This window comes from Cupriavidus sp. USMAA2-4 (assembly GCF_001854305.1).
Taxonomy (GTDB): Bacteria; Pseudomonadota; Gammaproteobacteria; order Burkholderiales; family Burkholderiaceae; genus Cupriavidus; species Cupriavidus malaysiensis.
On record NZ_CP017749.1, the window covers coordinates 2,793,195 to 2,812,923 of the forward strand.

Below are 19,729 nucleotides of genomic sequence, written 5' to 3' on the forward strand. Positions count from 1 at the left end.
CCATTCTGTAGCAATCTACACCCACGCGCCGTCCGGCACTGCCGCGCTGTGTTCGCTGCCGCGCGCAGGGCCTTGGGCCGCCGATTGACAGTGCGAAAGCAATGGTTCCATCATTTGCCGACAGAGAGGCACACGCGCGCCGCCGGCAGGCATCCGGCGCCACGATGCGTTGCCCGGACAAACACGGGAACGGGGTCATGAATCCAATTTTTCGCCGCGCCGGCATCGCCGTGCTCGGCCTCCTGCTGTGCGCCTGCACGGCCGGCGGAATGTCTTCAGGGCCGGTCGCCGCCGGCGCGCCGCAGCAGCCGGATCCGGCCATGCGCGCCCTCGCCGGCGAAGTCTTCGTCTACGGTTATCCGCTGGTGCTGATGGATGTCACGCGCGAGACCATGAGCGCGCGGACGGCCCCCAACGCCTTCCACCACGCTCGCGTCTTCCCGGATGCCAGCTTCACCGACGTGGTCAGCCCCAACGCGGACACCCTGTACTCGACCGCCTGGCTCAACCTGGGCGACGAGCCGGTCGTGCTGACGGTGCCAGCCATGCGGGGCCGCTACTACCTCGTCCAGATGCTCGATGCCTGGACCAATGTGTTCGCCGCGCCCGGGACGCGCACCGCCCCCGACGGGCGGGCGGTGGACTATGCCATCACCGGGCCGGCCTTCACCGGCCGCTTGCCGCAGGGGTTGGTCGAGATCCGGTCGCCGAGCCAGATGGTGTGGCTGATCGGCCGGATCCAGACCAACGGCAAGCGCGACTACGGCGCCGTCAACCGCCTGCAGGACCAGTTCAAGCTGACGCCGCTGTCCGCCTGGGGGCGCACCGGCCAGTCGGCGGCGCGCGAGGGTCCGATGGCCCTGTCGCCGCGCGAGGGCTCGCCGGCGGACCAGGTGGCGCAGATGGATGCCCAGGCCTTCTTCAGCCGGCTGGCGGAGCTGCTGCCGGCCAACCCGCCGCTGCCCGGCGATGGCGTGATGGTGGCCAAGATGGCCCGCCTGGGCATCGTCGCCGGCCAGCCGTTCAAGACCACGGTGCTGGAGCCGTCGACCGCGCGCGCCGTGCAGGAAGGCGCCACCGCCGCGCTGGCTCGGATCCAGGCAGCCGCGCGGCCGGCAGCCGGCACAGGTGGCTGGCAGGTGGCGCGCAATCTGGGCAGCTACGGTAGCGCCTATCTGCAGCGCGCGGTGGTGGCGCGCACCGGCCTGGGGGCGAACCTGCCGCAGGACGCGCTCTACCCGAACACCCGCACCGATGCCGACGGCCAGCCGCTGGATGGCGCGTCGCGCTATGTGATGCACTTCCCCAAGGGGCAGCTGCCGCCGGTGCGCGCGTTCTGGTCGCTGACGCTGTACGACGAGAAGCATGCCTTTGCCGCCAATCCGCTGGGCCGCTACGCGCTGGGCGACCGCGACCGGCTGCGGCGCAACCGCGACGGTTCGCTCGACCTGTATATCCAGCATGAACGGCCGCAGGGCGCCCGCGTGGCCAACTGGCTGCCGGCGCCCGCCGGGCCGTTCGGCCTCACCATGCGGCTGTACTGGCCCAAGGCGGAGGCGCTGGATGGCAACTGGATGCCGCCGCCGGTGCGCCGCGAGCGCTAGCGCCGGCGCCGCCCGTCCCGGCATCGCCGCCGGGTCCGTGCCGCCGGCCGAGGACGATCAGAACCTGTAGCGCAGGCCTGCGTAGAAGGACCGCCCCGAGCCCGGCTGCAGGGCGATACGCGCGGCGAGTTGCGCATCGTGCTGGAGTGCCACACCTGCTTCGACTGGCTGATGCCGGTGATGGACGAATTCCGGCGCCGCTGGCCGGAGGTGGAGATCGACCTGGTGGCGGGTTTCCACGCCGACCCGCTGGCCCTGCTGGACGAGGGCCGGGCCGACCTGGTGGTGGGCTCGAAGCCGGCCGCCCGGCGCGGGCTGTCGGTGACGCCGCTGTTCCGCTTCGAGATCCTCGCGGTGATCGCCTACGAGCACCGCCTGCGCAACCGGCGCCGGCTCGGGGCGCAGGATTTCGTCGGCGAGACGCTGATCACCTATCCGGTGCCGGAGCCGCGCATCGACCTGATCCGCGAGGTGCTGGAGCCCGCCGGCATCAAGCTGCAGCGGCGCACGGCGGAACTGACCGTGGCCGTGCTGCAGCTGGTGGCCAGCCGGCGCGGCGTGGCCGCGCTGCCCAACTGGGGCGTGAAGAACTACGTCGACCACGACTACGTGCTGGCCAAGCGCATCGGCGCCAAGGGCCTGTGGAGCGAGTTGCATGCGGCGGTGCCGGCCGCCATCGCGGCGCGCCCCTGCGTGCGCGATTTCATGGTCATCGTGCGCGATATCGTCGCCGCCGAGCTGGACGGCATCGAACTGCTGCCGGAGAGCGCGGCGGCGTGAGCGCGGCAGCCGCCGCGTGCGGCCCCGGTTCAGGCGGCCGGCTCAGGCGGCCTGCAGGGCGAGCGCGCCGCCCGCCGCATGGCTCTCGTCCGCGCCCAGCACTTCCAGGTCCATGCCATTCTCCAGCCGCCGCACGAACAGCCCGAGCAGGTCGGCCTCCTCGGCGCACACCGACAGGCGGATGGGCGTGGCGGCATCCTGGCCGACCCGCAGCGAATGCAGGCTCAGGCCGGTACGGCGGGCATTGGCCAGCGCCCATTCCAGGGCCCCGAACAGGTCGGAACCGGTGCAGCGCAGGGTCAGATGGAGGGTGGGCAGGCAGGGCATCATGGTGTTCACCGCGTGGTTTGTCGTTCAGATGAATTTACCAGCGCGGCTGCGGAATTGCCTTCCTGTTTATCTGTATCGATCGCAGGAATTGAGAATAATCGACTGCCGATGATAGGATTGGCAGTCGATGATTCTCAAGAGATAAGGTGATGGCCACGATACCCCGCCTGGACGAGACCGATCGCCGCATCCTGCGCGCGCTGCGTCGCGACGGCCGGCTTTCCAATGCCAAGCTCGCCGAGCAGGTCGGGCTGTCGGCAACACCCTGCTGGAACCGCGTGCGTGCGCTGGAGGAGAACGGCGTCATCGAGGGCTATGCGGCGATGCTGAACCAGAAGGCGCTGGGCCTGCCCGACACCGTGCTGATCGAAGTCACGCTGGACCGGCATGACGACGACATGCTGCACCGCTTCGGCGAGGCGCTGGCGGAGCTGCCCGAGGTGCTGGAGGCCTATCTGTTGACCGGCGAGTACGACTACCTGATCAAGGTGGCGGTGGCCGGCACCGAGGGCTACGAGGAGTTCCTGCGGCACAAGCTGTACAAGCTGCCCGGACTGCGCCACAGCCACTCGACCTTCGTGCTGCGCTGCCTGAAGCGGCAGACCTCGGTCGAGCCCTGAGCGGCGCCGGCCGCCAGGGCCCTGCAGGGGCGCTCAGCCGCGCGCCGCCGCGTGGCGCCGCAGGCGCGGCCCCAGCGCCGAGGTGGCGACGCCCAGCGCGATCAGCGCCAGGCCGGCGGACAGGTCCGGCGAGATGCGCTCGTGGAAGGCCAGCGCCGACAGCAGCAGGCCCAGCAGCGGCACGCACAGCATGGCGATCGAGGTGGCCGCGGGCGGCAGCGTCTGCGTGATGTTGAGCACCACGATGAAGGTCAGTGCGGTGGCCAGCGGCCCCGTATAGAGCACCACCGGCCAGACCGCGCCGAGCGCTGCCGTGCTCGGCAGGCCGTCGCGCAGCAGCGCCAGCGCCAGCAGCGGCAGCGTCGCCACCGCGCATTCCCAGGGAATCATGTCCGCGCCCAGGCGCACCTCGCGGTGGGCGCGCAGCTGGATGATGTTGACCGACCAGGCCAGCGAGGCGCCCATCAGCATCAGCAGGCCGAGTGCCAGGTGGGCCTGCCAGTGGGCCAGCGCCGGCGCCACGATGAGAATGATGCCGCCGTAGCTGAAGGCGGTGGCCAGCCACTGGGCGCGCGACAGCTTCTCGCGCAGGACCAGGGAGGACAGCGGGATCACCCAGATCGAGGTGGCGTAGGCGATCACCGAGGCGCGCCCGGGCGGCACGTACTGCAGCGCCCACAGCGCCAGGGCGGTGAACGCCGCCATCTGCAGCAGGCCGACGCCCAGCACCAGCGGCCATTCGCGCCGCGTGGGCAGGCGCAGGCGGCCCAGCAGGGCCAGCACGGCGAAGCTGATGAGCGCGGCGGAACCGAAGCGCGCGGCGGCGAACCACAGCGGGCTGACGTGGGTCAGGCCCAGCTTCATCACCGGCCAGTTGCCGCCCCAGATGACCACCGCGCCGGCCAGCGGCAGGAAAGCGCGGATGCCGCCGCGGGCGGCGCGGCCGCCGTCCTGGCCGGAGGGCGTGGCCGGCGTGGCGTGGGCGGCGGGAAGGGTGGGGCTGGCTGGGGAGGCTGGCATGGCGCAAGGGAAAGAGGCCGCCGCGGCCACTTGCCGCGGATGGGATGAGTCTAGGGCGCATTGCGCCGCAGCATTTCCCGTATTTCGCTGCCCCAGCCTATCGGTTAAGCATAGAATGCTGCCCATGCCATTTTCAGGAGCATGATGTGCTGGACGTCGATCTCGATGCCACCGATATCCGGATTCTCAGCGAACTGCAGCGCGACGGCAGCTTGACCAATGTGGAGCTGGCCAGCCGCGTCAACCTGTCGCCTTCGCCCTGCCTGGCGCGCGTGCGGCAGCTGGAGAAGCAGGGCGTGATCTCGCGCAAGGTGACCCTGCTCGATGCGCGCAAGCTGGGCCTCAAGGTGGTGGTCTTCATCCAGGTGTCGCTGGACAAGCAGCGCCGCGAAACCCTCGACAGCTTCGAGCGGCGCATCGCCGGCCTGCCCCAGGTGATGGAGTGCTACCTGATGTCGGGCGATGCCGACTACCTGCTGCGGGTGGTGGTGCCCGACGTGGAGGCGCTGGAGCGCCTCATCATCGACCAGATCACGCGCATCCCCGGCGTGTCCAGCATCCGCTCCAGCTTCGCGCTCAAGCAGGTGCTGTACAGCACGGCGCTGCCGCTGGGCTGAGCAAGCCGGCCCGGGCGGCTCGGGCGGCCCGGGCGGCTCGGGGCGCTCAAGGGCGGTTCAGGCGGGCGCGGTGCGCCGGCACTCGCGCAGGTAGCCGTGCAGCGCCAGCCGCACCTGCCGGCGCAGCCGCTCGTGGTCGACGCGCGCGCCCGCGCTGATGCAGGCGCGCGCGATCAGCCCGTAGACCAGGGTCTGGGCGGTGGCCGCGGCCTCCTGGGCATCGACTCCGGCCGGCCAGTCGCGCGCCAGCAGGAAGGCGCGCCGCCAGGCGTCGATGAAGCGGTCGTAGGTCTTCTGGTAGGCGGCCTGGCCCGAATAGTGGCGCTCCAGCAGGTAGAGCGGACCCCAGCGTTCGGGGGTGGGTCGGTGGTGGTCGATGTTGACGTCGATGAGGCGCTCGGTGACGTCGCGCAGCCGGCGCCCCGCGCAGTCGTCGAGCGCCTGTCCCATGGCCTGCAGGATGGCCTTGGTGCGCAGGTGCAGGCAGACCCGCACCAGTTCTTCCTTGTTGGCGAAGTACTCGTAGAAGGTGCCCAGGCCCACGCCGGCGAGGTCGATGATGGCGCGGATCGTGATGCCGTCGTAATCGCCCGTCTGCACCAAAAGCCGAACAAAGGCTTCCTGGATGGCCAGCGAGGTCTGCCAGGAGCGGGCCTGGATGGGTTTGCGGCGCGTGCGGGACAGGGCTTTGGCGGGCAGCGGCATGGTTCTCCGGAAGCCGAACAGTCGGGGGCGCATTCCTTCCTAGAATGACCGCTCGACTATACCAAGGGCGGGCCGGGCCGGAGCGGCCGGGCGCCGCCGGCCAAGGAGACCCGCCATGACATGGAAGACCCACGACGTCAGCAACCAGGTGCCGGAGCTGAAGGACTACAACCTCTACGCCACGGACCTGCCGCTGCAGCGTGCCGTCGAGCGCGGCGGCGCCGGCTGGCATGCGGCCGAACTCAGCCGCCAGGGCGCCGAGCTGGGCTCGGAGGCGATGCTGCGCCGGGCCGAGGCTGCCAACCGCTACACGCCGGAGCTGCACACGCACTCGCGCCTGGGCGAGCGCATCGACCAGGTGCGTTTCCACCCGGCCTGGCATGAGGTGATGCAGATCGCGCGGCGCAGCGGCCTGGCCAACCTGCCGTTCGCCGACAGCCGGCCGTCGGCCTGGGCCGCCTACGGCGCCGCGCAGTACATGCACAGCCAGATCGAGTCGGGTTCGCTGTGCCCGACCAATATGACCCAGGCCTGCATCCCCGTGCTGCAGAAGGAGCCCGCGCTGTACGAGCGCATCGGGGCCAGGCTGCTGGCGCGCGACCACGATGCGCGCGACCTGCCGGCCGAGCAGAAGACCTCGATCACGGTCGGCATGGGCATGACCGAAAAGCAGGGCGGCAGCGACGTGCGCGCCAACACCACGCGCGCCGTCAGCCTGCGCGGCGAGGGGCGCGGCGCCGAGTACCTGCTGACCGGGCACAAATGGTTCTTCTCGGCGCCGATGTGCGACGCCCACCTGGTGCTGGCCAATACCGAGGCGGGCTCGTCCTGCTTCTACGTGCCGCGCTGGCGGCCCGACGGCAGCAAGAACGCGGTCGAGATCCAGCGCCTGAAGGACAAGGTGGGCAACCGTTCCAACTCCAGCAGCGAGGTGGAATTCAAGGAAGCCTGGGGCATCCTGGTCGGCGAGGAGGGGCGCGGCATTCCCACCATCCTGGAGATGGCCACCTACAGCCGCCTGAACTGCGCCCTGTCGAGCGCCGGTTTCCTGCGCCAGGCGCTGGCGCAGGCCCTGCACTACGCGCGCCACCGCCGCGCCTTCGGCAAGATGCTGGTGGAGCAGCCGCTGATGCGCCGCCTGCTGGCCGACCTGGCCCTGGAGAGCGAGGCCGCCATGCTGCTGTCGATGGACCTGGCCAGCGCCTTCGGCGAAGACGACGAGGCCGTGGTCGGCTGGCGTCGCGTGCTGACCCCGGTGGCCAAGTTCTGGGTGTGCAAGCGCGCAGTCGAACTGACCGGCGAAGCGATGGAAGTGTTCGGCGGCAACGGCTATGTCGAGGACGGCCCGATGGGGCGGCTGTTCCGCGACGCTCCGGTCAATTCGATCTGGGAGGGCTCGGGCAATGTGATGTGCCTGGACGTGCTGCGCGCCATCAGCCGCAAGCCGGGCGACTTCGCCGCGGTGCTGGCCCGCCTGCAGGCGCTCGGCGGCGGCGACGCCCGCGTCGCGGCCAGCCTGCGCAAGCTGCAGGACGCGCTGGCGCTGCCGCCCGAGGTCCAGGAAGCCGAAGCGCGCCGCTTCACCACCCGCCTGGCGCTGACCGCGCAGGCCTGCCTGATGCTGCGCCATGCCGATCCGCTGGCGGCCGAGGCCTTCGTGGCCAGCCGCTTCGATGCCGATTGGGGCGCGGTGGCGGGCATCAGCGCCGGGCTGGGTCGCGGCGCCGACGAAGCACGGCTGCTGGAGATGGCCTGGGCGGCCTGAGCCCGATCCATCGGTCCCGGCGGCGGGCACCCCCGGACCTGCCGCCCGGCCCGCAGCGCGCGGCGGCCGCGCCGTGCGCGATCACGACTACGACTACGACTACGACTACGACTACGTCCACGACAGATGGGAGACACAGCTTGAACCTTGTCGCAATGCTCGAGGCCACGGTGCGCAACCAGCCGCACCGGCCGGCGCTCCGCTACGAAGGCGCAACCCTCAGCTACCAGGACTTCAACGCCATGACGCGGCGTGCCGCCACCGTGCTGCAGGGGCGCGGCGTCACGCGCGGCAGCCGCGTGGCGCTGATGTGCACCAACACGCCCGGCTTCCTCGTGGCCATGTTCGGCGCGCTGCGCCTGGGCGCGGCGGTGGTGCCGGTCAACCACAAGCTGCAGGCGGCGGAAGTGGACTACATCCTCGCGCATAGCGGCGCCCGGCACTGCATCCACGACGGGCGCTTCGCCGCCGTGCTGGCGGGCGTGTCGGCGCCGCTGCAATGCCTGACCACGGCCACCGCCGCCGCCGGCAGCGACGACTTCGATGCGCTGGTGGCCGCGGCGCCGGAGCACGCCGGCATCGAGCCGGACGCCGGCGATCTCGCCGAGATCCTCTATACCTCGGGCACCACCGGCAAGCCCAAGGGCTGCCTGCACACCCATGCCAGCGTGTTCGCCGCCGCGCTGGGCACCGCCGCCGGCATGTCGATCACGCGCGAGGAGCGCATGCTGGTGGCGATGCCGATCTGGCATGCCTCGCCGCTCAACAACTGGACCCTGTCGACGCTGCTGATGGGCGGCACCGTGGTGCTGCTGCGCGAGTACGAGCCGGCCGCCTTCCTGCGCACGATCCAGCAGGAACGCACCACCTGCACCTTCTGCGCGCCGGTGGCGCTGCTGGCGCCGCTGCATGCGGTGCCGGACTTCGCCGCCTACGACCTCGGCTCGATGCGGCTGTGGACCTGCGGCGGCGGCCCGCTGGGCGCCGGGATGGCGCGCCGGCTGGCGGATGCCTACCGCTCGCCGCACTTCGTGCAGGTCTACGGCATGACCGAGACCGGGCCGCTCGGCACCGCGCTCTATGCCGACGAGGCCATCGCGCGCGCGGGCTCGATCGGGCGCGCCAGCATGCCGGGCGTGCAAATGCGCGTGATCAAGGACGACGGCAGCCCGGCCGGGCCCGGCGAAGTGGGCGAGATCCGGCTGCGCTCGGACGCGATGATGCAAGGCTACCTCGATGATCCCGAAGCCTCCGCGAACGCCTTCGACAGCGATGGCTGGTATGCCAGCGGCGATCTCGCGCAGGTGGACGAGGACGGTTACCTGACCATCGTCGACCGTGCCAAGGACATGGTCATCACGGGCGGGGAAAACGTCTATTCGAAGGAAGTCGAGGACGTGCTGAGCACGCATCCGCTGGTGCAGGACGTGGCGATGATCGGACGGCCCCACCCCGAATGGGGCGAGACCGTGACCGCCTGCGTGGTGCTCAAGCCGGGCGCGGCACCCGGCGCGGCCGACGTCGAGGCGCTGCGCACCTTCCTGGCGCCACGCCTGGCGCGCTACAAGATTCCCCGCCGCGTCGAGCTGTACGACACGCTGCCGCGCACGCCTACCGGCAAGCTGATGAAGCACGTGCTGCGGGGGCGGGCGGCGTAGCGGCGGGGGCGCACTCTTACGGGGATGGGGGCATCGAGCCGTTGACGCAGATCACGTAGATGACCGAGCCCGTGCCGGTGAGCGGTATGTTGTAACCGCTCAGGTCGGGCAGATTGAAGACCGCGCCGTTGCCACCGTAGGTCGTGCCGATCACATTGTAGAGACCGGGGTATTGCCCCTGGAACAAGGCCCTGCCATCGGCGGGCAAGTACCAGCTGTTGCTCGTCAGGCTTGGATTGCCGAGGTTGGTCGCGACCATCCACACCGTGCCGAGTATGCAGCTGCTTGGGCCGGTCGCACCGGTCGCACCGGTCGCTCCGGTCGCGCCCGTGACGCCGGCGCTGCCCTGCGGCCCCGTCGCGCCGGTGGCTCCCGTCACACCCATGGCTCCTGTCACACCCGTCGCACCCGCAGCGCCGGTGCCTCCGGTGGCGCCCGCCGGGCCGGTGGCTCCGGTCGCTCCGGTGGCCCCCGCCGTCCCCGTGGCACCCGTTACACCGGTAGCCCCGGTCGCACCCGTCGCGCCAGCGGATCCGGTTGCGCCCGTGGCGCCGACGGGTCCGACGGGTCCGACGGCGCCAGCGGGGCCGGTCGCGCCGGTCGCCCCGATCGCGCCGGTTGCGCCGGTTGCCCCGGTTGCGCCCGTCGTACCCGTGTAGCCCAAGGCCCCGGTCGCCCCGGTCGCCCCGGTCGCTCCCGTTGCGCCAGTGGGGCCGGTCGCTCCCGTGGCACCCGCCGCGCCGGTGGCGCCGGTAGCACCCGCGGCACCCGTGGCCCCGGTCGCTCCCACGGCGCCGGTCGCCCCGGTGGCGCCTGTAGCCCCCGCAGCCCCCGTCGCGCCGGTGGCCCCCGTGGCGCCCACGTTGCCATTGGCGACATCCTGCTTGATCGCCGCCAGCGTCGCGTTGGCCGCCGTCAGCTGGGCGCGCAGCGCTTCGAGCTTGTCGTCGTAGCTGTCGCCGTTCTTGGGCTGGAACGCCTGGTTGAGCAGGTTGAGCCCGCGCACGTCCACGCCCAGGTTGGACAGGCGCTGCTGGGTCAGCAGGATCGCGCTGTCGAGGCGGCCGCTGATCTGCGAGGCGGAATTGGCCGACAGGCCGCTATACACCGACTCGGTGTCCGAAGTGCCGGCAGCCGCGGCCACCACCAGTTCGGTGAGCGGCGTGATGTTGGTGTTGCCGGCACTGGCGATGAAGGTGTGCAGCACGCTGCCGTCCGGCGCGACCACGCGTCCGACGCAAGGCAGGACGAGGCCGGCCGAACTGACCTTCCAGCTGCCGTCGGAGCCCGTCGTTGCCGAGGCTTGACCCTGCACGCACTTGAGCAGTACCTGGGCGCTCGCGATGGGCGAACCGATGGCCGCGATGCCGTTGATGCTGGCAACTTGCGGCGCCGCGCCATTGCTGCTGACCGGCGCGGCGTCGTCGCCGCCGCCGCACGCGCTCAGGAGCGTGCTTGTCGCGAGCGACAGGCACAATGCCCAACTGGATTTCCGCATGATTTTCCCCAAAACAATTTGTCGTTGTGAAATGATCCGGTCGCATGCGCTCCGGACCTGTTTGCGTCTTCTTGGTCTATCCGAGTGGATATGGTGCGTGTGCATCGGGCGCGACATCGTTTGCCAACAAAGGGCCAGCGACGCAGGCCATCCGCTACCATTCGGAAATGACCGAGCGGATTATATTGTTCAATCTGATAATGTTGTCAGATTCGACAAAATCACTAGACATTAGCGATACACGGCGGCCGGGCGTCTGGCCGGCCGGTGCGCGGAGAAAGGAAAGGACGGCAAGGTGAGCGGTATCTGCCTGAACATGATCGTCAAGAACGAGGCGCCGGTGATCACCCGCTGCCTGGCCTCGGTCAGGCCGTGGATCGATCGCTGGGTCATTGTCGACACCGGTTCGACGGATGGCACGCAGGACATCATCCGGGACTTCATGCGCGGCGTGCCCGGGGAACTGCACGAGCGCCCGTGGCGCGATTTCGCCCATAACCGCAACGAGGCGATGGCGCTGGCGCGGCCGCAGGCGGACTACCTGCTGTTCATCGACGCCGACGAGACCCTGCGCATGGACACGGGTTTCCGCTGGCCCGCGCTGGACGGCGACGGCTACCAGTTCCGCTGCGAGCTGAACGGCTGGCAGTACCAGCGCAACGCGCTGGTCTCGGCGCGCCAGCCGTGGCGCTGGGAAGGGGTGCTGCACGAATACCTGACGCAGGATGCGCCGCACCGCTGGCAGAACCTGGCCGGCGCCACCATCGTGGTCTCGCGCGACGGTGCGCGGGCGCGCGACAGCCAGACCTACCTGCGCGACATCGAGGTGCTGGAGCGCGCCCTGCGCGATGAACCGGGCCATACGCGCTACCGCTTCTACCTGGCACAGAGCTACCGCGACGCCGGCCTGCTGCAGCAGAGCCTGCAGGCCTACCGCGAGCGCATCGCGCTGGGCGGCTGGGAGGAGGAGTGCTGGTTCTCGCGCTTCCAGGTGGCGGTGCTGACCGAGCGGCTGGAAGCGCCCGCCGCCGAGGTGCGCGAGGCCTACCTGGCCGCCTACCAGGCGCGGCCGGTGCGCGCCGAGCCGCTGTGCGAGCTGGCGCGCTACCACCGCCTGCGCGGCGAATTCGCGCTGGCGCACCTGTACGCGCAGCAGGCCGCGGCGCTGGCGCGTCCTGCTGACACGCTGTTCCTGGACGATGCCGTCTACACCTGGCGCGCGCTCGACGAACTGGTGGTCAGCGCCTATTACGTCGGCGCGCTGGAGCAGGGCCGCGAGGCCCTGCGCCGGTTGCTGGCCGGCGCGGCCTATCCCGAGGCCGAGCGCGCCCGCATCGAGGGCAACCGCGTCTTCTACGGCATCTAACCTGGTGCCTCAGGCCTGGTCGGGCCGCCGCCCGGCGGTGGCGGCCGCCGCCGCGCGGCTGTTGCCGCCAGGGTCGCTCCGGTCGCCCCGGTCACCCACCGCGTCCGCGGGCGCGGGCGTCGGCGCATCCACGGCCCCGGCGGACCCGGCGCTTGCCTCGCGTCGCGCGATCTCTTCGCGGGTGGAGGTGGACAGGTCCCAGGCGGCGATGAACAGCGCGGCGATCAGCGGGCCGATGACGAAGCCGTTCAGGCCGAACAGCGACATCCCGCCCAGCGTCGAGATCAGCACCACCCAATCGGGCATGCGCGTGTCCTTGCCGACCAGGATCGGCCGCAGCAGGTTGTCGACGGTGCCGATCACCACGGCGCCGAAGGCGATCAGCACGATGCCCTTGGCGGTCTCGCCGGTGAGCAGGAAGTAGATCGCAACCGGTCCCCAGATCAGGCTGGCGCCGACCGCCGGCAGCAGCGACAGGAAGGCCATCAGCACGGCCCACAGCAGCGCGCCCTGGATGCCGAGGATCCAGAAGATCAGCCCGCCCAGAGCCCCCTGCACGGCGGCCACGGCGAGATTGCCCTTGACGGTGGCGCGCGCCACCGTGGTGAACTTGCGCAGCAGGTGCTCCTTGTGGCCGGCCTCGAGCGGGATGGCGTGGATGATGCGGCGCGAGATGTCGGGGCCGTCGCGCAGCAGGAAGAACAGCAGGTACATCATCACGCCGAAACCGATCATGAACTGGAAGGTGTTCTGGCCGATGCTGAGCGCGCGCGTGGCGACGAACTGGCTGGCCTGGGCGGCGCCGGCGGTCAGCTTCTGCTGCAGGCCGCCGATGTCGGCCAGGTCCAGCCGCTCCAGCAGCTTGCCGAGCGAGGGCGGCAGCGCGTAGATGGCGCGCTGGAAGTAGTTGCCGAAGTCGATCTGGCCGGAGCGGATCTGCTGGAACACCGTATTGCCCTCCTGCAGCAGCGCCCCGGCGAGGAAGACCAGGGGCAGCACCACGATCAGCAGGCAGATGGTCAGCGTGAGCAGCGCGGCGAGGTTGCGGCGGCCGCCCAGCGCGCGCGCCAGCCAGTTGTTGGCGGGCGTGAAGATGATGGCGAGCACGGCGCCCCAGAACACCGCGCCCGCATAGGGCCAGAGCACGAAGCAGAAGGCCACGGAGACCGCGGCCAGCACGAGGTAGAAGGAGATCTGCTGCAGGCCGGACCGATCCCTGTCACGCATGTCGAAGTCACCTTGTCGGGGGCGCAGTCCCCGCGCCGCCGGGTGGCGCGGGCTGCCGAAGCTCCAAGCTTACCAAGTCCGCGTGACGGCGCGTGTGTGCCGGCGGCCTCCGCCCGCGGAGTCAGCCGGGTGCGCCGAGCGCCGCGCGCAGCGGAAAGCGAGCGGTGAGCGCGCCGCCCAGCGACGGGCGGCCGACCCGGTAGCGGTGGCATTCGCCGCCGCTTTCGAAGGACAGGCTGTCCGGCTGCCAGCGCAGCGCGTCGATGCGCCAGGTCTCGACGCCGCGCACGCTGATGGCGCCGTCGTGGACCACCACGGTGGTGCAGGGCAGGCGGACGGTTTCGCGGTCGCCGGGCAGGAAGTCGGCTTCCAGCAGGATGGAAGTGGCAAGAAAGGCAGGCATGGGACTTGGCAAGGCGTGTAACGATACTGTACGGATATACAGTATAATTCTGACCCGCTGGGTCGGGAATAGATCAGGGAATGCCCAGCGTCTTTCCGAGTTCCCGGCCGAACGTCCTCCTGCTTTGGTGTGATACTGTGGCTTTCCGCGCCTCGGCCCGGCGCTGGATTGCGTGTAATGCCTTGATTTGGAAGAACAAATTGTCCAGGGAAAATCTGATCAGCATCCGCGGCGCGCGCCAGCACAATCTCAAGGAAGTCGACCTCGACCTGCACACCGGTGAGTTGACCGTGGTGACCGGGCCGTCCGGTTCGGGCAAGTCCAGCCTGGTCTTCGACACCCTGTACGCCGAAGGCCAGCGCCGCTACGTCGAGACCTTCAGCGCCTACGCGCGCCAGTTCCTCGACCGCATGGACCGTCCGCAGGTGGATCGCGTCGACGGCGTGCCGCCCGCGATCGCCATCGACCAGACCAATCCGGTGCGCAGCTCGCGTTCGACGGTCGGCACCATGACCGAGCTGAACGACCACCTGAAGCTGCTGTACGCGCGCGCGGCCGAGCTGTTCGACCGTGACACCGCCCAGCCGGTGCGGCACGACACCCCCGAGACCATCTATGCCGAGCTGCTGGCGCGCACCGCGCCTGGCACCGCGCACGCGGGTGCGCGCCTGGTGGTGACCTTCCCGGTCGAGCTGCCCAGCAGCACCACCGAGGAAGAGGTGCAGCAGTGGCTGTCGGTGAGCGGCTATACGCGCGTGCAGGCGCAGCGCGAGGCGGACTCGCCGACCGGGCGGCGCAAGATCCTGGACGTGGTGGCGGACCGCTTCCGCCTGCCGGGAGCGGACAAGGCCCGCGTGATCGAGGCGCTGGAAGCCTCGCTCAAGCGCGGCGGCGGACGCGTCGACGTCCACGTGCTGGCCGAGGAGGGCGAGGCGCAGTTGTGGCGCTTCTCCACCGGGCTGCATTGCCCGGACAGCGACCTGCGCTATGCCGAGCCCCAGCCGGCCTTGTTTTCCTTCAATTCGGCCTACGGCGCCTGCGACACCTGCCGCGGATTCGGCCGCGTGATCGGCGTGGACCTCGGCCTGGTGATCCCCGACGGCCGCAAGAGCCTGCGCGACGGCGCCATCAAGCCGATGCAGACGCCGGCCTGGAAAGAATGCCAGGACGACCTGATGCGCTACGCGGCGCGCGCCGGCATCCCGCGCGACATTCCCTGGGAGCAGCTCAGCGAGGCCGAGCGGCACTGGGTGGTGCACGGCTCGCCGGAGTGGGACGGCCAGTGGAACAAGCAGTGGTATGGCGTGATGCGCTTCTTCGACTACCTGGAGTCGAAGGCCTACAAGATGCACATCCGCGTGCTGCTATCGAAGTACCGCAGCTATACGCCCTGCGAGACCTGCGGCGGCGCGCGCCTGAAGACCGAGTCCCTGCTGTGGCGCCTGGGCAGCCGCGACAACGCCGATGCCGTGCTGGCACCGGCGCAGCGTTTCCTGCCGCGCGGCACGCACTGGCAGCGCGAGCAGCTGGAGGCGCTGCCGGGCCTGACCGTGCACGACCTGATGCTGCTGCCGATCGAGCGCATCCGCCGCTTCTTCGACACCCTGACCCTGCCCAGCGCACTGCTGGACGACGCCCTCAAACTGCTGCTGGCCGAGGTGCGCACGCGCCTGAAGTACCTGTGCGACGTCGGCCTGGGCTACCTGACGCTGGACCGCCAGAGCCGCACGCTGTCGGGCGGCGAGGTGCAGCGCATCAACCTGACCACGGCGCTGGGCACCTCGCTGGTCAATACGCTGTTCGTGCTCGACGAACCCAGCATCGGCCTGCACCCGCGCGACCTGAACCGCATCGTCGAGGCCATGCACCGCCTGCGCGACGCCGGCAACACCTTGGTGGTGGTCGAGCACGATCCGTCGGTGATGCTGGCCGCCGACCGCCTGATCGACATGGGCCCGGGACCGGGCGAGCGCGGCGGCACCATCGTCTTCGACGGCACGCCGGGGCAGATCCGCAGCGTCGCCACGCTGACCGGCGACTACCTCGGCGGACGCCGCCGCGTGGCCGACGCCACCCACTGGCAGCGCCGGCCGGTGGCGGACGACACGCCGCGCATCGTGCTGGAGGGTGCCAGCGAACACAATCTGCAGGACGTCACGGTATCGATCCCGCTGCACCGCCTGGTATGCGTGACCGGGGTGTCGGGCTCGGGCAAGTCGACGCTGCTGCAGGACGTGCTCTACCCGGCCATGGCACGCCACTTCGGCAAGGCCACCGAAGCGCCCGGCGCCTACCGCGCGCTGTCCGGCGCCGGCCAGGTCAGCGACGTGGTCTTCGTCGACCAGTCGCCGATCGGCAAGACCGCGCGCTCGAACCCGGCCAGCTACGTCGGCGCCTTCGACGAGATCCGCAAGCTGTTCGCCAAGGCGCCGGTGGCGCTGCAGCGCGGCTACACCGCCGGCACCTTCAGCTTCAACTCGGGCGACGGGCGCTGCCCCACCTGCGGCGGCTCGGGCTTCGAGCACGTCGAGATGCAGTTCCTGTCCGACGTCTACCTGCGCTGCCCGGACTGCGACGGCATGCGCTACCGTGCCGAGGTGCTGGAGGTCAAAATCGAGCGCAGCGGCGCCGACGGGCGGCCGCGCCTGCTGAGCGTGGCCGACGTGCTGGACCTGACCGTCAGCGAGGCGGCCGCGCTGTTCGCGCGCGATGCCGGCGTGCTGCGCGTGCTGCAGCCGATCGAGGACGTTGGGCTGGAGTACGTCAAGCTGGGCCAGCCGGTGCCGACGCTGTCGGGCGGCGAGGCGCAGCGCCTCAAGCTGGCCGGCTTCCTCGCCGAGACCGCGCAGGCCACCAGCGGGCGGGTCAGGCCCTTGCCCGAGGAAGGCAAGCTCTTCATGTTCGACGAGCCCACCACCGGCCTGCACTTCGACGATATCGCCAAGCTGATGCGGGCCTTCGGCAAGCTGCTCGACGGCGGCCACTCGCTGATCGTGATCGAACACAACCTGGACGTGGTCCGCGCCGCCGACTGGCTGGTCGATCTCGGCCCCGAGGGCGGCGACGCGGGCGGGCGCGTGCTGTGCGAAGGCACGCCGGAAACGGTCAAGCGCTGCGCCGCATCGCATACCGGCCGGGCCCTGGCGCAGTACGAGGAAGCGATGGCGGCCATGGCCGCCGCGGCGAGCGAGGCGGCCGCGCCGGCAGCGGAGGGAGAAGGCGAGGGACTGCCACTGCAGACCGCGCTGCAGGCGGCTCGGGCACGGCGCCTGCCGCCGCAGTCGGTGCGCATCGTCAACGCGCGCGAGCACAACCTGAAAGCGCTCGACGTCGACATCCCGCACGGCAAGTTCAACGTGGTCACCGGCGTGTCGGGCTCGGGCAAGTCCACGCTGGCCTTCGACATCCTGTTCCACGAGGGCCAGCGGCGCTACCTGGAATCGCTCAATGCCTATGCGCGCTCCATCGTGCAGCCGGCCGGCCGGCCCGAGGTGGACGCGGTGTACGGCATCCCGCCGACCGTGGCGATCGAGCAGCGCCTGTCGCGCGGCGGCCGCAAGAGCACGGTGGCCACCACCTCCGAGGTCTGGCACTTCCTGCGCCTGCTCTACGTCAAGCTGGGCATCCAGCATTGCATCCACGACGGCACGCCGGTGACCTCGCAGAGCATGGAATCGATCGCCGCGCAGCTGCTGCGCGATTATCGCGGCCAGCATGTCGGCCTGCTGGCGCCGCTGGTGGTGAACCGCAAGGGCGTCTATACCGACCTGGCCAAGTGGGCCAAGGCGCGCGGCAACACGCACCTGCGCGTCGACGGTGAATTCCTGCCGGTCGATCCCTGGCCGCGCCTGGACCGCTTCCGCGAGCACACCATCGAACTGCCGGTGGGCGACCTGGTGGTGTCGCCCGACGACGAAGGGCGCCTGCGCGAACTGCTGGCGCAGGCGCTGGAGATCGGCAAGGGCGTGATGCACCTGCTGGCGCCGCTGGACGGGCTGGACCACGCCATGCGCCAGGGCGGCACGGCGCGCGTGGGCGAGACCAAGGTCTTCTCCACCAAGCGCGCCTGCCCGGTGTGCGGCACCAGCTATGCCGAGCTCGACCCGCGCATGTTTTCCTACAACAGCAAGCACGGCTGGTGCACGAGCTGCGTCGGCACCGGCCTGCAGCTGACGCGCGAGCAGCGGGCCGCCTACGACGACACCGTGCTGGCCGAGGACGGTCGCGGGCGCGAGCAGACCCTGCCCTCGGAAGAGCAGGAGCCCGAAGGCGTGGGTGAGACGCCGTGCGCCGATTGCGGCGGCACGCGGCTGAACCCGGCGGCGCGCGCGGTCACTTTCGATGCCTGCGCCATCGTCGACGTGGCGCAGTGGACCGTGTCCGACACGCGCGCCTGGATCGCCGGCCTGTCGCTGTCGGGGCGCGACGCCGAGATCGCGCGGGACGTGGTCAGCGAGATCCGCAGCCGGCTGGAGTTCCTGGAGGAGGTGGGGCTGGGCTACCTGAGCCTGGACCGCGCCGCGCCCAGCCTGTCCGGCGGGGAAGCCCAGCGCATCCGGCTGGCGGCCCAGCTCGGCAGCAACCTGCAGGGCGTGTGCTACGTGCTGGACGAGCCGACCATCGGCCTGCATCCGCGCGACAACCGGATCCTGCTCGACGCCCTGCGCAAGCTCGGCGACAAGGGCAACACGCTGGTGGTGGTCGAGCACGACGAAGACACCATCCGCCGCGCCGACCACATCATCGATATCGGGCCGGGCGCGGGCAAGCGCGGCGGCAGCCTGGTGGCCCAGGGCGGCGTCGCGGAGCTGGAGGCCAGCGCCGCTTCGACCACCGGCCGCTTCCTGGCCAATCCGATGGTGCACCCGCTGCAGCCGCGTCGGCCGGTGCGCCCAGGCCGCGCCGGCGGACCGGACGAGCAGGCCGAGCCGGCGCAGTGGCTGACCGTGCACGGAGCCTCGCTGCACAACCTGCGCAAGGTCACGGCCGCGCTGCCGCTCGGCCGGCTGGTGGCGATCACCGGTGTGTCGGGCTCGGGCAAGTCCACGCTGGCGCGCGATGTGCTGATGGCCAACCTGCTCGACGCGGTGGGGCGCTCGGTGCTGTCGTCGCCGGCCACGCGCCGCGCGCGCGCCACCGCGCAGAAAGAGGCCGCCGAGGCCGGCAAGGCCAAGGCGCGCGCCAAGGTCGAGGCGCGGCCCGAGTGGCGCGGCTGCGAGCAGATCACCGGCTGGGAACAGATCGACCGCGTGCTGGAAGTCGACCAGACGCCGATCGGCAAGACGCCGCGCTCCTGCCCGGCCACCTACATCGGCGTGTGGGACACCATCCGCAAGCTGTTCGCCGACACCCTGGAGGCGCGCGCGCGCGGCTACAGTGCCTCGCGCTTCTCCTTCAACACCGGCGACGGCCGCTGCCCGGCCTGCGAAGGCCAGGGTGTGCGCACCATCGGCATGAGCTTCCTGCCGGACGTCAAGGTGCCGTGCGACGTCTGCCACGGGCAGCGCTTCAATGCCGAGACCCTGGCCGTCACCTGGCGCGGCAAGAACATCGGCGATGTGCTGACCATGGAGATCGACGAGGCCGTCGAGTTCTTCGCGGCCATGACCAGCATCGCCCACCCGCTGCAGCTGATGAAGGACGTGGGCCTGGGCTACCTGACGCTTGGCCAGCCGTCGCCGACGCTGTCCGGCGGCGAGGCGCAGCGCATCAAGCTGGTGACCGAGCTGTCCAAGGTGCGCGACGACATCACGCGCCGCGGGCAGAAGGCGCCGCACACGCTGTACGTGCTGGACGAGCCCACCGTCGGCCTGCATATGGCGGACGTGGCGCGCCTGATCCGCGTGCTGCACCGTCTTGCCGACGGCGGCCACAGCGTGGTGGTGATCGAGCACGACCTCGACGTGATCGCCGAGGCCGACTGGATCCTGGACCTGGGACCGGAGGGCGGCGCGGCGGGCGGCACCATCGTCGGCGCGGCCGCGCCGGAGGCGCTGGCGCGGCTGCAGGCCAGCCACACCGGCGCGGCGCTGGTGCCGGTGCTGGCGCGCCAGGCGCCGGCGGCGGCACGGGAGGCGCGCGAAGCGTAGGCGCGGCGGCCGGCGTGTCGGCAGGCACGTCAGCCAGCGCCGGCCGG

13 protein-coding genes and 1 pseudogene are annotated in these 19,729 nt (G+C 70.7%); 8 read left to right on the forward strand and 6 right to left on the reverse strand.

Annotated elements, in window-relative coordinates; all coding sequences use genetic code 11:
* Positions 1-197: 197 nt before the first annotated feature.
* Together BKK79_RS32220 and BKK79_RS32225 are read left to right on the forward strand one after the other, a co-directional pair.
* On the forward strand, positions 198-1,604 hold the full coding sequence (locus BKK79_RS32220; RefSeq protein ID WP_071039880.1) for a DUF1254 domain-containing protein: 1,407 nt from the start codon (positions 198-200) through the stop codon (positions 1,602-1,604).
* 102 nt (positions 1,605-1,706) lie between these two features.
* Positions 1,707-2,384 (forward strand): annotated as a pseudogene (locus BKK79_RS32225) (LysR substrate-binding domain-containing protein); the annotation flags it as partial.
* A 42-nt stretch (positions 2,385-2,426) separates the two neighbouring features.
* On the opposite strand, the gene BKK79_RS32230 reads toward BKK79_RS32225, so the two are convergent.
* Positions 2,427-2,714, reverse strand: a complete 288-nt coding sequence (locus BKK79_RS32230) for an AsnC family transcriptional regulator (RefSeq protein WP_231908139.1) — start codon at positions 2,712-2,714, stop codon at positions 2,427-2,429.
* Positions 2,715-2,863: 149 nt separating this feature from the next.
* On the opposite strand from BKK79_RS32230, the gene BKK79_RS32235 reads away from it, so the two are divergent.
* Positions 2,864-3,334 carry an Lrp/AsnC family transcriptional regulator gene (locus tag BKK79_RS32235; RefSeq protein ID WP_071020547.1) on the forward strand — a complete coding sequence of 157 codons (471 nt, stop codon included), beginning with the start codon at positions 2,864-2,866 and terminating at the stop codon, positions 3,332-3,334.
* A 33-nt stretch (positions 3,335-3,367) separates the two neighbouring features.
* On the opposite strand, the gene BKK79_RS32240 is transcribed toward BKK79_RS32235, so the two are convergent.
* On the reverse strand, positions 3,368-4,354 hold the full coding sequence (locus BKK79_RS32240) for a DMT family transporter (protein WP_084085457.1): 987 nt from the start codon (positions 4,352-4,354) through the stop codon (positions 3,368-3,370).
* A gap of 146 nt (positions 4,355-4,500) precedes the next feature.
* On the opposite strand from BKK79_RS32240, the gene BKK79_RS32245 reads away from it, so the two are divergent.
* Positions 4,501-4,971, forward strand: a complete 471-nt coding sequence (locus BKK79_RS32245) for an Lrp/AsnC family transcriptional regulator (RefSeq protein ID WP_071020544.1) — start codon at positions 4,501-4,503, stop codon at positions 4,969-4,971.
* A 57-nt stretch (positions 4,972-5,028) separates the two neighbouring features.
* Here the strand turns inward: BKK79_RS32245 and BKK79_RS32250 are convergent, their stop codons facing one another.
* Positions 5,029-5,676, reverse strand: a complete 648-nt coding sequence (locus BKK79_RS32250) for a TetR/AcrR family transcriptional regulator (RefSeq protein ID WP_232346368.1) — start codon at positions 5,674-5,676, stop codon at positions 5,029-5,031.
* Positions 5,677-5,791: 115 nt separating this feature from the next.
* Here BKK79_RS32250 and BKK79_RS32255 point away from each other — a divergent pair, with 115 nt between their 5' ends.
* Both BKK79_RS32255 and BKK79_RS32260 read left to right on the forward strand, forming a co-directional pair.
* Positions 5,792-7,441: an acyl-CoA dehydrogenase family protein gene (locus tag BKK79_RS32255; protein WP_071039881.1), complete on the forward strand. Its 1,650-nt coding sequence runs from the start codon at positions 5,792-5,794 to the stop codon at positions 7,439-7,441.
* Between the two features lie 140 nt (positions 7,442-7,581).
* Complete coding sequence (locus tag BKK79_RS32260; protein WP_071039882.1) at positions 7,582-9,099, forward strand: class I adenylate-forming enzyme family protein; 1,518 nt, start codon at positions 7,582-7,584, stop codon at positions 9,097-9,099.
* Positions 9,100-9,115: 16 nt separating this feature from the next.
* Here the strand turns inward: BKK79_RS32260 and BKK79_RS41300 are convergent, their stop codons facing one another.
* The gene (locus tag BKK79_RS41300; protein ID WP_198173358.1) at positions 9,116-10,702 is read right to left on the reverse strand and encodes a phage tail protein; all 1,587 of its coding nucleotides are present in this window, start codon (positions 10,700-10,702) and stop codon (positions 9,116-9,118) included.
* A gap of 190 nt (positions 10,703-10,892) precedes the next feature.
* On the opposite strand from BKK79_RS41300, the gene BKK79_RS32270 reads away from it, so the two are divergent.
* Positions 10,893-11,963: a tetratricopeptide repeat-containing glycosyltransferase gene (locus tag BKK79_RS32270; RefSeq protein ID WP_232346369.1), complete on the forward strand. Its 1,071-nt coding sequence runs from the start codon at positions 10,893-10,895 to the stop codon at positions 11,961-11,963.
* 9 nt (positions 11,964-11,972) lie between these two features.
* Here the strand turns inward: BKK79_RS32270 and BKK79_RS32275 are convergent, their stop codons facing one another.
* Positions 11,973-13,190: an AI-2E family transporter gene (locus tag BKK79_RS32275; RefSeq protein ID WP_084085459.1), complete on the reverse strand. Its 1,218-nt coding sequence runs from the start codon at positions 13,188-13,190 to the stop codon at positions 11,973-11,975.
* A gap of 121 nt (positions 13,191-13,311) precedes the next feature.
* Positions 13,312-13,593: a hypothetical protein gene (locus tag BKK79_RS32280; protein ID WP_071020534.1), complete on the reverse strand. Its 282-nt coding sequence runs from the start codon at positions 13,591-13,593 to the stop codon at positions 13,312-13,314.
* Positions 13,594-13,793: 200 nt separating this feature from the next.
* On the opposite strand from BKK79_RS32280, the gene uvrA reads away from it, so the two are divergent.
* A complete protein-coding gene (gene uvrA / locus BKK79_RS32285) occupies positions 13,794-19,682 on the forward strand; it encodes an excinuclease ABC subunit UvrA (protein ID WP_071039884.1) in 5,889 nt (1,962 codons plus the stop codon).
* Positions 19,683-19,729 lie beyond the last annotated feature (47 nt).

Coding starts and splice junctions, on each gene's coding strand:
- BKK79_RS32220 (WP_071039880.1), top strand. CDS start 198: ATGAATCCAATTTTTCGCCGCGCCGGCATCGCCGTGCTCGGCCTCCTG.
- BKK79_RS32275 (WP_084085459.1), bottom strand. CDS start 13,190: ATGCGTGACAGGGATCGGTCCGGCCTGCAGCAGATCTCCTTCTACCTC.
- BKK79_RS32250 (WP_232346368.1), bottom strand. CDS start 5,676: ATGCCGCTGCCCGCCAAAGCCCTGTCCCGCACGCGCCGCAAACCCATC.
- BKK79_RS41300 (WP_198173358.1), bottom strand. CDS start 10,702: ATGCACACGCACCATATCCACTCGGATAGACCAAGAAGACGCAAACAG.
- BKK79_RS32255 (WP_071039881.1), top strand. CDS start 5,792: ATGACATGGAAGACCCACGACGTCAGCAACCAGGTGCCGGAGCTGAAG.
- BKK79_RS32230 (WP_231908139.1), bottom strand. CDS start 2,714: ATGATGCCCTGCCTGCCCACCCTCCATCTGACCCTGCGCTGCACCGGT.
- BKK79_RS32280 (WP_071020534.1), bottom strand. CDS start 13,593: ATGCCTGCCTTTCTTGCCACTTCCATCCTGCTGGAAGCCGACTTCCTG.
- BKK79_RS32235 (WP_071020547.1), top strand. CDS start 2,864: ATGGCCACGATACCCCGCCTGGACGAGACCGATCGCCGCATCCTGCGC.
- BKK79_RS32240 (WP_084085457.1), bottom strand. CDS start 4,354: ATGCCAGCCTCCCCAGCCAGCCCCACCCTTCCCGCCGCCCACGCCACG.